Genomic DNA, 14039 nt, shown 5'->3' on the forward strand with positions numbered 1-14039 from the left:
GGGCCTATCTTTTTTTACCACAAGTGGGTCAACGCCTTACCTTGTCTAGCTTCTAACGGGGTTGTCACCCCCCCAGGCTAAAACAAACAATCTCAAAAACCCGCCCCCACCAACGGTAAATAGTATTAATTAGCTGTGACGCAGGGGAATTTCTATGTAAATTTTAGTACCTTTACCGGGTTCCGAAAAACACCTTAACTCTCCTTTGTGCTGCTCTACAATTATCTGATAGCTGAGAGCAAGTCCCGAGTAGATGGGTGGTTCCGCAGGGTGGGCAACCAAAAAGGCCTCAGAAAGTTGCGCTGTGATATCTTTGCTAATTGCCATGTCGTTATCAGCAATCTCAATAGAAATTCGCTCAGCATCGACCACCTGAGTGCTAATCAAAATCACAGGCTTAAATTTGATTGATTCCAACTCTGCCAGCTCTTGAGCAGACTCTTCCAAAATATCGATCGCGTGATTGATGATATTCAGAAAAGCTTGATTTAGCAGACCTGCATAACACTCAATTTGTGGCAAATTGCCGAATTCTTTCATCACCTTGATGTCTCGCCTTCCCTCGCGAGCCGGCAAGCGGTGCTGTAACAACAACAGAGTATTTTCTAAACCGTCGGAAACATCGAATAACTGCCAGCCCGATCGATCGCTGCGGGAAAAATCCTGTAGCGACAAGATTATTTGGCGGATGCGATCGCTCCCGGTACGCATGGAACTCACAATTTTTAATAAATCGTCCAGAACGAATTCCACATCCATATCTTGCTGCTTTTGCAGGATTTCATCTCCGGGAGTGACTAGCTCTTTTTGATACAATCGCAGCAGTTGAATTAAATCGGTCGCGTAGCTTTGGACGTGAGTTAGATTGCTGTAAATAAAAGTAATTGGGTTGTTAATTTCGTGGGCTATCCCAGACACCAGTTCGCCCAAACTCGACATTTTTTCATTTTGCAGCATTCGATCGCGCGACAGATCCAATTCTTGCTGGGTTAACTCCAACCGCCCCCTCAACTCGTGCGATCGCTTAGACGCGCGCACCCGCGCCAATAATTCCTGCTTAACTATCGGTTTAAACAGAAAATCGTCAAAGGGCGCATCCAATTCTTGAATTTCATCAAATTGCTCCGGTGTTGTCAGCAGAATAAAATAGGCTGCCGCCAATTCTCGATCGGCTTTCACCAGCCTGCACACCTCCAAAAAGTTGATTTGAGGCGAAGTCCCGTCGCAAATTATCGCTTCGGGGGAAAATTCCTTCGCCAAGTCTAAACCCTCCTTGTCGTCGGGAACGACTCTCACCTGATGTCCCTCTTGGCTGAGTAACTCTTGGACAACTTGAAAAGTCACAGTATCCGCGATGATCGCCAGAATCTTTGCCATACTTCTACCACCTCCACAAATTACTTTTTAGGATACAACCGCCCGAATTGCGCTGACAGATTTAAACTTCCAAAAGAGTTCAATTTCACCAAAAAACAGCCCATCCCTGCTCCCTCAAAACCAAAAATAGCTCATACCATTTTAGATTTTATATTTTAGAGTAAAAAATTGGTAATGACTTACTGTATAATAGGTGGGAGCTTGCCTAAAGTTGCATATTTTTTGGGGACTGGTATCACGAGAAGGTATAATTTTAGACGGGTAATGCAAAAATGCAAATTTTCTCCTTCGTAATTAATGTTACATCAGAGCTTGCGGTCGAAAGACTGCTGAGGGCGATCGCAGATACTTTCTCAAATTGCCCCAGGAAACAATAAAAAACTTTAAAATCAATTAATAGTATCGTTAAATTCACCTTCTCGGTCAGCGCCTGGGAATGCCAATTACCAACACCACCTCAACTTTGATTCAAGCCGAAACACTAGAACTATTAGAATGGCCGCGCCTGTGTCAGCACTTGGCTACCTTCGCTGCGACCAAACTCGGCGTCGCCGCCGCCCTAGACCTCGCAATCCCGGCAACTCAAGCTCAAACAGCAGAACTCCTCGCCCAAACTCAGGAAACTTATCAGTTAGAGAGCCGCGCTGGCGGTGCTTTGAGTTTTGAAGGAATCCAAGATATCGGCACTTCCCTGCAGCGAGCCGAACTCCAAGGTTTGCTCAGCGGCGAAGAATTGCTGGCAATTGCTACTACCCTCGCCGGAGCAAGGCAATTGCGCCGGATAATTGACTCTCAGCCAGATGTGCCGACGCTCAAAGAACTGGCAGCCCAATTGCGGACTTATCCTGAACTAGAGCAAGAAATCCATCGCTGTATAGACGATCGCGCTCAAGTAGCAGACAGAGCCACTCCTAAATTAGCAGGAATTAGAGTTCAAATGCGACAGTTGCGCGATCGCATTTATCAAATATTGCAGGGGATTTTGCAGCGCCAATCCAACGCCGTACAAGAACAGCTAATTACCCAAAGAAGCGGACGCTTTGTCATTCCCGTCAAAGCTCCCCAAAAAGATGCCATACCGGGCATCGTTCATGACTCCTCGGCTAGCGGCGCGACACTGTACGTAGAACCCCACAGCACAGTTAATCTTAACAACCAAATGCGGCAGTTGCTCAGGCAAGAACAAGCTGAAGAAGAAGCAGTCCGCCGCGTCCTCACGGAGCAAGTCGCAGCAGTAAAACCTGATTTAGACAGATTGGTGGTGGTAGTTACAACTTTAGATTTAGCAGCAGCTAAAGCGCGTTATAGTTTTTGGTTGCAAGCAAATCCGCCGAAATTTATCGAATTGGGAGAGCCAGAATTAGCACCAAAAAATCCCGAAAAAGAAGATGAGGAAAAAGAAGAAAAAGAAGATGAGGAAAACTCAGAAAACAGTCAATTATTAATTCGCAACCTGCGATCGCAAATTACCCTGCGCCAGTTGCGCCATCCTTTATTAGTTTGGCAGCAGCAATACGAGCAAGGCTTTCCAGTCGTGCCGGTGGATTTAACGATCGGGCCGCACATCCGCGTCGTCGCCATCACAGGCCCTAACACTGGCGGCAAAACTGTCACCCTCAAAACCTTGGGATTGGCAGCTTTAATGGCGAAAGCAGGAATGTTTGTTGCCGCCCGCGAACCAGTAGAATTGCCTTGGTTCGACAATATTTTGGCCGATATTGGTGACGAACAATCTTTACAGCAAAGTTTGTCTACTTTCTCCGGTCATATCCGCCGCATCAGCCGCATTTTAGAAGTTTTACACAATAAATCGCAGGCTGAAGGGGAAGAAAATTCAAACCTTCCAATTACTAATTCCCAACAGCAAGACCAAGAAGTCACAGATACACAGAACACTGTTTCTGATCTCCCAATTCTCAAACCAAAATTACAAATTCCCCAACCCCAAATCCCAATTACCAATTCCCAATTACCAATTCCCAAATCTTTAGTTTTGTTAGACGAAGTAGGAGCGGGTACAGACCCCTCAGAAGGCAGTGCATTGGCGATCGCCCTGTTGAAATACCTGGCCCAACATTCCCTATTAACAGTTGCAACTACCCACTTTGGCGAACTCAAAGCCCTCAAATATCAAGACTCCCGCTTTGAAAATGCCTCAGTAGAATTTGACGACAATTCCATGCAGCCAACCTATCGCTTGTTGTGGGGAATTCCCGGACGTTCCAACGCCCTCACGATTGCCAAAAGACTCGGTTTGCTAGCATCCATAGTCGAAGAAGCTCAAACCTATGTCGGGGGAGCGTCTCAAGATGTTAATCAAGTGATTGCTGGACTCGAAGCACAGCGCCGGAAACAGGAAACCAAGGCCAGAGAAGCAACTCAACTGCTACACCAAACCGAAAAACTGCACAGAGAAGTTTCTCAAAAAGCAGCGGCTTTGCAAGAGCGGGAGCGAGAACTAAAAATAGCTCAGGAAGTGGCAGTAAATGAGGCGATCGGGTCGGCAAAATCAGAAATTGCTCAAATCATTCGTCGCTTGCAGTCGGGCAACCAGACGGCTCAAAATGCCCAACAAGCGACAGACACTTTAAATCAAATTTCCCAAAAACACCTGCCCTCTCGGCAACAACCGGCTAAACCCAAACCGAGTTTTATGCCGAAAGTGGGCGATCGCATCCGCATTCCCAGCTTGGGCCAAACCGCCGAAGTCCTCAGCGGCCCCGACGCTAACGAAGAGTTGAGCGTTCGGTTTGGGATTATGAAAATGACTGTCAAACTAGGAGAAATTGAATCCCTCGACGGTCAAAAACCGGAAACTAAAGCTCAATTAGCCAAGGTAGCAGCCCAAGCCCAAGCACTGGCTGCGGCTAAAGCTAAGCAAGCAGCGGCGGAACCTGCAAAACCCAATCCCGAAATCGCCATCCGCACTGCTCATAATTCGATCGACCTACGGGGTGCAAGAGTCTCCGACGCAGAAATCGAAATAGACAGAGCTCTTTCCAAGGCCGTGGAATACGGAGTGCTATGGATAATTCACGGCAAAGGTACGGGACAGTTGCGGCGCGGGGTTCACGAGTTCCTCGCGAATCACCCGCAGGTTTCCCGCTTTGAACTCGCCAGTCAAAAAGAAGGGGGTGGAGGTGTGACGGTGGTTTATTTACATTGATTTGTGGCACCCGGTGGCGTAGCATGGTTAAAAGTAAAAATTTATGGGTTTTGCGGATTGCGATCGATCGAACTTGAAGCCGCAACTTTTAGCCCGCAACTCCGTCCAGCAGTTAGGATTGCCGGAATCAAAGCAACGAGCTATGGAGACAAATTAACAGATGTGCTGTTGCCCACAGGCCGCAAAGCTTTAATCACTGCATACTGTTTGATATCCTGCCTCAACCAGTCTTAATTTCCCGTGCTGAAGCCATGCGCTCGACCGTAAAGCCCTCCGCTCCCACAAACGAAACGGGCCCCTCTCCCAACTGGGAAGAATTGACCCGAAAAGCACCAGAACCTACCCAGTTGGACAACATTAAAGCCCAACTGGATTTAGTTCTGTTAGCCCTAGAAGCACTGGCAGAAATTGGCTCAGAGGCGATGCTCAAGGTAGCAGCCGAACTGAATTTAGAGCCAATGGTAGCCGATCGGGTAGCTTTGTGGCGGCTGCGACAGTCTAACCCGCTGCGGAAAGGCCAGGGAGGGCGCAAAAAACTCGATGTGGAGGAAGCTCGATCGCTCGTTTTGATAAGCTGTCATTTGGCAAAACAGCACCAAGCTTTAATCCGCCGCGCTGTTGCTTTGCTCGAACAAATGGCAGAGCAAAACCGCGAACCTCACACAATCGCTTTGCTGGGAGATTATATTGACAGGTTCAGCAACACTTATGGCTCGCGCATGGAAGATGGAGAAAATTTATCAGCCCGAGAACTGACTGATTTGGCCCTCAAACTCCTGATCGATTTGCTGTTTTACAGCAGTCCCGGCGGGCACCGCCGCCTCTGGCTGGCTCTTCTAGACCGCGCTAAGAATTAAACAATAGTCAATAGTCAGTAGTCAGTAGTCAGTAGTCATTAGTCAGTAGTCAGTAGTCATTAGTCATTAGTCAACAGTCATTAGTCAGCAGTCAACAGTCAACAGTCAACAGTCAACAGCCAACAGACTTTCTGCTATGGTTCTCAAACGGTACACGCCCCCCACTTGCACGCTGGAAATTACAGCCAAAAGTTCGCCTCTATCTCGCTGGGCGGGCCAACCGGTGTTTAAATCTTTAAGTTTCGAGCTGCGACTCGACGACCCCAGGCTGCCAGATAACGAACACGTTACTCTCAGGGGCGATCGAATTCAACTCGAAACCCTCCACGAAGCTGTCAGCAACTACGTCCAAAACTTGCTTGGCGAATCCCGCGATTGGGAAAGCAACCTCAACTCTCAAACCGATCGTATCCCTGCAGGTTCAGACTCGCCAGAAGCCGCGCGTAACGCCGTTATATTCGATCGAGCCGCCAACACTTCCGAACTAGCAACTTCCAACCCCTACTCTCTCCCAACTTCCTACCTTCCGGTTCCCCCCCGCTTAGAGCCCCGTGGCTTGCTCGCCCACAACTTGTTTTTAGGCTCTTTGAGCGCTGCAGAATCCGGGCCAGTAGTTCCCTTGAGTACCCTGCAACTGTTTGACTTGGCCACAGCACTAGATGACTGCGCCGCCGAAGTGATGGCGCTTCCCAACCTCAACCGTGAGTCCCGACGGCCGCTGTCCTCACCCTGGCTCAAGGTGGCAGCATTACTGGTCGCCAGCGCGGGCCTGACAACAGGAACTATCAAAATGCTCGATCGAACCGCCACCTCCCCGCAAACCGCCACAGCCCCCGATCCAGGACAGCCCCAGCTAGCTGCCGGCATCTCCCCCAGTCCTGTTCCCGCCCTACCGACACCCCCAGCACCAACACCCGCAGCCACACCCGGTTTACCGCCCCTGCCCCCCCCGCCCATCAACACCGCCGCCTCCCCCAGCCCCAGCTTGCCTCCCCTCGCCCTCGCCCCAACTCCAGCCACCAACAGACCCAGCCCTATCCAGCAGCCACCCCTGCTATTTCCCGCCAACGGCAGCGCACCCAGCGCCCCACAGAGCGCCCCAGCATTCCCTCAAGGGCAAACAATCACAATTCCCGCCCCCGAAGAACCACCCATTTCCGCCCCCCAAGCACCCGCACCAGTACCCTACGTGCTGCCCCCCCTACCGCCGAGACTAGCTCCCGCCGTACCTCCCCCCCTGCCGCCCTCCCTGTCTGCTTCCCGATTTCCCGTTCCCCCGCCCCAAACCTTCCCCAGCCCCATCGAGCCGATTGTCCCCCCCGCCAGTACCGAACTCCCAGCCCTTGAGGACACTCAACCAACCACCGAGTCCGAGGACAACAACCAGGCCGCGGCCAGCCGAAAAAACCGCACTTTATTTGATACAATTCCTCAAGTTTCAGAAGCTAGAACTTACTTTGAGGAACGCTGGAAGCCTCCTGAAGGAATGGAACAAACTTTGGAATACAGCGTGCTGATCGATGAAAATGGATCAATTCAAAGTATTGTCCCGATGGGAAAAGCAGCAGCAGATTATATCGAGCAAACTAATATGCCATTAGCCGGCGAGCCGTTTGTTTCTGCCGTTTCTAATGGAAAAAACCCGAAAATTCGAGTTGTTTTACGACCAAACGGTCGAGTACAAACCTTTTTGGAAGAGAGTGATTAAACACTCTCAAACACATTGTCGAGATGGAAATCCCGGTTAATTGCTAATCTTAAACAAGTTCAAGTCAAATCAAATTTAATTTGTTTTCACTGTCAAAACTTGCGGAGGCGACGCATCGGGCGGATAAATAAAATCCACTTCTACAAGTCGCTTTTCTCCCGATTTCATCTCTAGTTTTACCAAAGGTTCCCCCTGCTGTCCCCGCCGCTGGACTAAATGCACGTAGCGAGTTTGAGGCACTTTATTGTCATCATTATAGCGCACTCTGACCGTCCCCCTAAAAAAAGTTTGAGGTGCCGGAGGTTCTAAAAAATTAAGTCCTCCTGAAGTTAATTTGTCTGTCTTAATTGGAGTTTGAATCGCGACTGTTACAGTTTGATTTTTGCTGGTAGAATTGTACAGCGGCAAGCTGAGATTGTATTGAATTCCGTAATTGCCGTGGGCGCGGTATGCTGTATCTGGGTAGCGGACTAGCATCCTCGCACTTTGCACTTGATTTGTGCCCAGCATTCCGCGCGGGAGGCTGCTTAATGGGTAGGAAAATGCTGTTCCGGGTTGGGGAATTGCTAGGTTTGATGTGGCTTGGTTGTCTGAGAGAAGTGCTCGCCATTCTGAACCTAATGCTACACCGGCAACTCGGCCGTAAATTACTTGACCTTCGGTGATTTCTGGCGGTGTGGGAGTTCGATCGCGCGGCCCGGCTATATTACCATTGTCTAATAAGTTTTGCCATTCTGCTAAGTTGGGCGATCGCTCGTTTCCCTGTCCGTTTTCCTCTGGGTCAACTCGGGCAAACATCGCCAGACTGGCAACATAGACTATACCATCGCTCCGCAACCGCATCAAGGTCGATCGACCGTTTAGCGGCGGTACCAATCCCCGCACCGGTATCGGATGATTCATCAACAGTTCGCTTTTTCCCGGTGGAATAATTAACCCAGGCTCAAAGTCAGACTGTCTCCTTCCTCTGAGAATATCATTCACAGCGCGACTTCCCGGCCCCGCGTAAATATTACTGTTTGAATTATCCACTTGCGGCGGCAATTCAATAAAAGGTGCATCGGGTTGACTGAGATAACTCGCAGCTTGCAATATATCTAATCTTACAGGTTTATTGCCCGGATTATAAACAATTATTCCTTGATACAATGTTCGCAAATCTTCCGGGGAAGGTGCGCGGGCTATGTGGTGGGCAAATATGTCAAAACGTCCTTGAAACGGAAAGTTTAAATGTGCCGCCGGAAATCTTTTACCATCTGGGGGAAATGTCGAAAGCAAAATTCCTTCTTGCAGCACTACTTCGGGACTGTTGCTGTTAAATACTGGTATGTTGTCTAACTGTCCGGGGAGAGGTCGCACTTCTTGGATTTGGAGGATTTCTTGAGGTGCGGGAGGGGTTTGGGCTAAGGGGATAATTGATATAATTGGCAGCATTTTTGAGATGAGTTTTTTTTTACCGCAGAGGGCGCAGAGGGCGCAGAGGAAGAGAGGGAAGAGAAGAACCCGTAAATATTTGCGTCAGGGCGGGTTTTGTACGGAGATTTTGCTCACTTCTAGCAGATATTGTGATTTTTACCTCGCCCACTGTTCTAATATGTAATTGTAAAATTTGGCGGTGTCTACTTTATCCATTGCTTGAATTTTTCGCCCTCCTATTTTAACTTGTGTGCGTCCTTGGCTGATGCCTTCGGTAATAATTTTGGTTTCCCATTCTCGCAGTTGGTAAAATTCGGGATGCGCTAAATAAGCGGTTGCCAAAATGTCCCAAAAATAGTAATCTTGAGATATTGCTAGGGCATAACACTGTCCTGCTAAGTCGGAAATTGGATATTTGCGCTGTTTTGCTAAGAGATTGGAAAATTCTACAGTCAGCGGTACATTATTCGTGATGTCTAAAGGACACATGACAACGGGAATTTGGGTTTGCCAAATTCTCTCGATTGCTATCGGGTCCCAGTAAGCATTCCATTCCGCCGACATATCTTGTCCGGGTTCCATATCTTTGCTAACATTGCCCATAACATTTAGGGCGCCTCCCATCCAGACAATTTCTTGAATTTTGCTTTCAATTTCTGGCGCGATATCTAAAGCTTGCGCTACTGTTGTTAACGGCCCCGTTACCATTAATGTGACTGGTGCGGCTGCATCTCGCAAAACTCGCACCATAAAGTTTTGTCCGGGTTCTGATATTAACGGGGTGTCAATGGTTCCTTTTTCATTTAGAATGGGAAGTCGATCGACTGCAAAGGAATCTCGCCGAAATAACACGGGAAATGGGTTGAGTCCCCGCACGGTACTCGCCGCCACTGGAACTTCTGAACGCCCCATCAAATCCAGGATTTTGCGCGTTGCACTCACCGCCGGTTGAATGTAGCAGTCCGCAGGAGTTACAATTACTCCCAGAGTTTCGACTTCCTCCATTGTCATCAGCAACACGACTGAGAGATAGTCATCAACTGCACCGTCGTGATCCATTAGTACGAGTTTTTTGGACATTTTGCTTCCCCGGTGACTGAGTTAGTGTAAAGTACAAATATTAATTTTTTTGTTCGAGAAACACAACTGCCTCAACTATATGAATACAGTATCACCTTACGGCTCTTGGAAATCACCTATTTCTTCCGATTTAATTGTTTCTGGAACTGTCGGACTCGGACAAATTGCTATTGACGGCGATGATATTTACTGGGTTGAGGGAAGGCCTTCGGAAGCGGGAAGAAGCGTCCTCGTGCGGCGCACTCCTGACGGTATAATTAGCGACGTGACACCGCCTCCTTTTAATGTTCGCACTCGGGTTCATGAATACGGCGGCGCTGCTTTTGCAGTTGCTGGCGGTGTTGTCTATTTTTCTCATTTTGCCGACCAACGTATTTATTCTCAAGCATTAGATTGTCAACCAGAACCTCTGACACCTGCTGCTAATTCTTGCTATGCAGATGTGATAGTTGACAAGCAAAGAAATCGCCTGATTTGCGTGCGCGAAGACAATGCAGGTGAGGGCGAACCTGTCAATAGTATTGTTAGCATTAATTTAGATAACGGCGAAGATATTCAAATCTTAACTCAGGGCAATGACTTTTATGCTTCCCCTCGTTTAAGTCCAGACGGTTCTCTACTTTCCTGGATTTGTTGGAACCATCCAAATATGCCGTGGGATGGCACAGAATTGTGGGTGGCAGAAATTAAGGCCGATGGTTCTTTAGGTGAAAAATACTTAGTTGCTGGCGGGCTTGATGAGTCAATTTTTCAACCGGAATGGTCGCCCGATGGAGTTTTGTATTTTGTTTCTGACAAGTCTAACTGGTGGAATTTATATAGAACCGTCAATCCTTGCTTGCCGAGAGAACAGCAAGAGGTCGAACCTCTGTGCGAAATGGCGGCGGAATTCGGACTTCCTCAGTGGGTTTTTGGAATGTCTACTTATGCCGTTGTCTCGGAGAGCAAAATTATTTGCACCTACACTCAGCAAGGCAAATGGCATTTAGCGAGTCTTGATTTAACGACAAAGCAGTTGACAACAATTGAAACGCCTTACACTGATATTTCCTCGGTCAACGCGGGGGGAGAAACTGTGGTTTTTCTGGCAGGTTCGCCGACTGAATCTACTGCTATTGTACAACTCAATTTAGCAACAAATCAACTAGAAATATTGCGCCAATCGAGCAATTTAAGCATCAATCCGGGTTATCTTTCTGTACCGGAACCTATCGAGTTTCCTACGGAAAATAATTTGACTGCTTTCGGTTTCTTCTATCCCCCGAAAAATCAAGATTTCGCAGCACCTGGGGGTGAAAAACCGCCGCTTGTTGTCAAAAGTCACGGCGGCCCAACTGCTGCTACTTCTAGCAGCATGAATTTAAAAATTCAATATTGGACGAGTCGCGGTTTTGCCGTACTTGATGTTAATTACGGCGGCAGCACTGGTTACGGCCGAGAATACAGAAAAAGACTGCAAGATAGTTGGGGCATTGTCGATGTTGACGACTGCGCTAACGGTGCTAAATATTTAGCTCAAAAGGGTTTAGTTGATGGCGAAAGAATGGCGATCGCCGGAGGCAGTGCAGGGGGGTACACTACTCTGTGCGCTCTTACTTTCCGCGATGTGTTTAAGGCCGGTGCGAGCTATTATGGAGTTAGCGATTTGGAAGCTTTGGCAACGGATACTCACAAATTTGAAGCGCGCTATCTGGATGGATTAATCGGGCCTTATCCTGAAAGAAAAGATTTGTATGTAGCTCGTTCGCCGATTCATTCCGCCGAACGTTTATCTTGTCCCGTTATCTTTTTTCAAGGATTAGAAGATAAAGTGGTTCCGCCTAATCAAGCGGAAATGATGGTAGAGATATTGAAAGCTAAAGGTTTGCCGGTTGCTTATGTTGCTTATGAAGGGGAACAGCACGGTTTTCGCCGCGCTGAAAATATCAAAAGAACTCTTGACGGCGAATTCTATTTCTATTCCCAGGTGTTTAAGTTTGAGTTAGCTGAACCTGGGGAGGAAGTGCAGATTTACAATATGTAGAAAAAATTAAGTTTGCAGTTGCTTTGTTTGGGCTAAAACGCAACTGCACGCTTTAGCATATTTCGCAAATAGGGAATGTGATGTCGTTCACAATTTTGGCTGTTTGCTGTCACAAGTTTTGGCGGTTGATTGTCACACCTTTTAAGGAAATACACTGACAGAATATCAGAGTGCGATCGCCTTTTGTTACCGAAGAAACGCCCGATCGCGCCATCCTCGATTTTAGAGTCAATCGCTATGCAAACTCCTATCAACCTGATTCCATCTGCTTTGGGCGAGCTGTTTGCCGAAGTGAATCATAATGGGTACATTACTCTAGCCGATCGGTACGGTTTGATGGCTGCTATTTTTGACGAAAATTTGACTGAGGAAGACAAACGCTCGATCGATCGACTCCTGCGCTCTGTGTGCCGGGGAAGAATAAAATTAGTTAACGAATTGTCTATGATCAGGTAAGTGCCGATAATTTTCCTTAACAGTAATTTTCAACATCTCAATAATCAAAAAAAGTCCCAATTGTCTCGTAGTTGGGACTTCGGGCGAGGAAACTATTGTTAATTTTTTATCGACATAGAACTTACGCAAAAAAAGGTTTAGCGCGCGAATTTATAGCGGTAGGGTTTGCACTGCGAACCTTACATATAGTTTTGCGTAAGTGCTGAACAAGTTTAATGTGCAGACATAGTTGTCGCCAACTGTAACTTGCTTAAACTTTCTTCAGGCTGAACATCCATCTGATAGCTGAGTGCCGCAGGAATCCCGAGCACGCAGCACGGAAAATTATTGCCTAGTTCCTTAACCAGCGAGTGGTTGCCCGAATCGCAGCCCAAGAATAGTAAATCTGCTGATTCTAATTCAACCACATTTCTCAGTTCTGTAGCAACCTGCCCGATGCGTAAATGAGCTTTGAATAAACCGCGCCATTCCTCAGCCAAACAGCGCGCTTGCCACAGCAACTTATCTGCTATCTCATACTCATTCTTTTGACCAAAAATTTCTCGAAAATAATGCGGATCAATCCAAGTTTTTGGCTGGGATACCGATTGGATTTCGGTTGGTAAACTCATCGCAGACGCTGCACAATTAAGGGCGAATGTTTCCTCTAAATTAGACACTTTCTGCTGTGCGACCAAGGCATTTGCTACAGCAAATTCGCAAGGATCTTCACCGTAACTTTTTGGCGATTCGTCGATTACGTAGACGACTTGAACCGTGACTTCTTTAGTTGTTACTAAACGAGTTTGATGCGCCATCCAAAGGGTAATATCCAGAGCTATTTGACTTTGGGGAGAACTGTTGTAACCGACCATAAAATTGATTGTTTTGGCCTGTTTTGAGGATTTTGATTTCTTAGAAACTGGTAATGTTGGCTCAGGCAGCAACACCATTTCTTCTGCTAAATTTTGGTATCCCAATGCAGTTTCAAAACGCGCTAACATTGTTTTGAGATTCACAGGCTTAACCTCTCTTAAGTGAATTGTTATGTCGATCCGTCGGGTGTTATTCGTCTTGAGTAAAGTAGCGATCGAGAAAATTCAAAGCATAGTTGCGGAGTTCGTAATAATCCTTCGATTCCCGCAACTCCTGGCGATCGCGCGGGTGTGCAAACGGCACTGACAAAATCTCTCCTATTGTCGCAGCCGGGCCGTTTGTCATCAGCACAATACGATCGGACATATAGATAGCTTCATCCACATCGTGAGTAATCATCATTGCAGCTTGTCTGTGATTTTCCCAGATATCCAGCACCTGTTTCTGCAACTTGCCGCGAGTCAGAGCATCCAACGCTCCAAACGGTTCGTCCATTAATAACATTTTCGGTCGAATCGCCAAAGCTCGCGCAATCCCAACCCGCTGTTTCATGCCCCCTGAAATTTCGTCTGGATATTTATCGGCTGCCGATGTTAAGTTTACCATTGCTAGGTGTTCGTTGACAAGACTAATCTTCTCGGAACGGCTAAGACTTTGCAAAACTTCATCAACGGCCAGCCGAATATTTTCCCGCACCGTCAGCCAAGGCAGCAATCCGTAGTGCTGAAATACCATCATGCGATCGGCTCCAGGTTTGCGAATTTCTTTTCCTTCCAGTGTCACCATACCCCTGCTCTGTTTTTCCAAACCAGCCACTATTTTTAGCAGCGTTGATTTGCCACAGCCAGAGTGACCGATTACGGAAATAAATTCGTTTTCTCCAATACTTAAATTGATATTTTCCAAGACGCTAAATTCTGTACCGTCACCATTTTTGTAAGACTTGAACAAATTGTCTATTTCCAGAAATAGACGATCGCTCTTGACGGAATTTTGGGTACTGATAGAAGTAGAAGTGTATTGACTCATGGTATTCTCCTAAAAATTAGTAAAGTGTTAATTGACTTTTCTGGCTATTGCCTAAATCCTAAAATTGGGCAG

Annotated in this window: 10 protein-coding genes; 5 read left to right on the plus strand and 5 right to left on the minus strand. The window is 47.3% G+C overall.

Annotated elements, in window-relative coordinates; all coding sequences use genetic code 11:
• Positions 1-129 precede the first annotated feature (129 nt).
• The gene (locus tag QUA70_RS18820) at positions 130-1377 is read right to left on the minus strand and encodes a response regulator (protein ID WP_333349248.1); all 1248 of its coding nucleotides are present in this window, start codon (positions 1375-1377) and stop codon (positions 130-132) included.
• Between the two features lie 463 nt (positions 1378-1840).
• On the opposite strand from QUA70_RS18820, the gene QUA70_RS18825 reads away from it, so the two are divergent.
• From QUA70_RS18825 to QUA70_RS18835, 3 genes are all read left to right on the plus strand, one after another.
• Positions 1841-4543 carry an endonuclease MutS2 gene (locus QUA70_RS18825; protein WP_333349249.1) on the plus strand — a complete coding sequence of 901 codons (2703 nt, stop codon included), beginning with the start codon at positions 1841-1843 and terminating at the stop codon, positions 4541-4543.
• Positions 4544-4794: 251 nt separating this feature from the next.
• Positions 4795-5400, plus strand: a complete 606-nt coding sequence (locus QUA70_RS18830) for a DUF3038 domain-containing protein (RefSeq protein ID WP_333349246.1) — start codon at positions 4795-4797, stop codon at positions 5398-5400.
• Between the two features lie 136 nt (positions 5401-5536).
• Positions 5537-7108 carry a DUF4335 domain-containing protein gene (locus tag QUA70_RS18835; RefSeq protein WP_333349243.1) on the plus strand — a complete coding sequence of 524 codons (1572 nt, stop codon included), beginning with the start codon at positions 5537-5539 and terminating at the stop codon, positions 7106-7108.
• Positions 7109-7183: 75 nt separating this feature from the next.
• Here the strand turns inward: QUA70_RS18835 and QUA70_RS18840 are convergent, their stop codons facing one another.
• Both QUA70_RS18840 and QUA70_RS18845 read right to left on the minus strand, forming a co-directional pair.
• Positions 7184-8542, minus strand: coding sequence for a DUF3370 domain-containing protein (locus QUA70_RS18840; protein ID WP_333349242.1), 1359 nt, complete (start codon positions 8540-8542; stop codon positions 7184-7186).
• A 138-nt stretch (positions 8543-8680) separates the two neighbouring features.
• Positions 8681-9604 (minus strand): nucleoside hydrolase, encoded by a 924-nt coding sequence (locus tag QUA70_RS18845; protein ID WP_333333630.1) that lies wholly within the window; start codon positions 9602-9604, stop codon positions 8681-8683.
• 79 nt (positions 9605-9683) lie between these two features.
• On the opposite strand from QUA70_RS18845, the gene QUA70_RS18850 reads away from it, so the two are divergent.
• Together QUA70_RS18850 and QUA70_RS18855 are read left to right on the plus strand one after the other, a co-directional pair.
• Positions 9684-11627 carry a S9 family peptidase gene (locus tag QUA70_RS18850; RefSeq protein WP_333349240.1) on the plus strand — a complete coding sequence of 648 codons (1944 nt, stop codon included), beginning with the start codon at positions 9684-9686 and terminating at the stop codon, positions 11625-11627.
• A gap of 237 nt (positions 11628-11864) precedes the next feature.
• Positions 11865-12083, plus strand: coding sequence for a hypothetical protein (locus QUA70_RS18855; RefSeq protein WP_333084085.1), 219 nt, complete (start codon positions 11865-11867; stop codon positions 12081-12083).
• Positions 12084-12295: 212 nt separating this feature from the next.
• On the opposite strand, the gene QUA70_RS18860 is transcribed toward QUA70_RS18855, so the two are convergent.
• Complete coding sequence (locus QUA70_RS18860; RefSeq protein ID WP_333349238.1) at positions 12296-13081, minus strand: universal stress protein; 786 nt, start codon at positions 13079-13081, stop codon at positions 12296-12298.
• 46 nt (positions 13082-13127) lie between these two features.
• Positions 13128-13967 (minus strand): nitrate ABC transporter ATP-binding protein, encoded by an 840-nt coding sequence (locus QUA70_RS18865; RefSeq protein ID WP_333333624.1) that lies wholly within the window; start codon positions 13965-13967, stop codon positions 13128-13130.
• Positions 13968-14039 lie beyond the last annotated feature (72 nt).

It is taken from the genome of Microcoleus sp. LAD1_D5, from assembly GCF_036702115.1.
GTDB lineage: Bacteria > Cyanobacteriota > Cyanobacteriia > Cyanobacteriales > Microcoleaceae > Microcoleus.

Bases quoted from the DNA above. Each gene is read 5' to 3' on its own strand.
- QUA70_RS18820 (WP_333349248.1), bottom strand. From the start codon at position 1,377: ATGGCAAAGATTCTGGCGATCATCGCGGATACTGTGACTTTTCAAGTT.
- QUA70_RS18830 (WP_333349246.1), top strand. From the start codon at position 4,795: ATGCGCTCGACCGTAAAGCCCTCCGCTCCCACAAACGAAACGGGCCCC.
- QUA70_RS18835 (WP_333349243.1), top strand. From the start codon at position 5,537: ATGGTTCTCAAACGGTACACGCCCCCCACTTGCACGCTGGAAATTACA.
- QUA70_RS18840 (WP_333349242.1), bottom strand. From the start codon at position 8,542: ATGCTGCCAATTATATCAATTATCCCCTTAGCCCAAACCCCTCCCGCA.
- QUA70_RS18845 (WP_333333630.1), bottom strand. From the start codon at position 9,604: ATGTCCAAAAAACTCGTACTAATGGATCACGACGGTGCAGTTGATGAC.
- QUA70_RS18850 (WP_333349240.1), top strand. From the start codon at position 9,684: ATGAATACAGTATCACCTTACGGCTCTTGGAAATCACCTATTTCTTCC.
- QUA70_RS18855 (WP_333084085.1), top strand. From the start codon at position 11,865: ATGCAAACTCCTATCAACCTGATTCCATCTGCTTTGGGCGAGCTGTTT.
- QUA70_RS18865 (WP_333333624.1), bottom strand. From the start codon at position 13,967: ATGAGTCAATACACTTCTACTTCTATCAGTACCCAAAATTCCGTCAAG.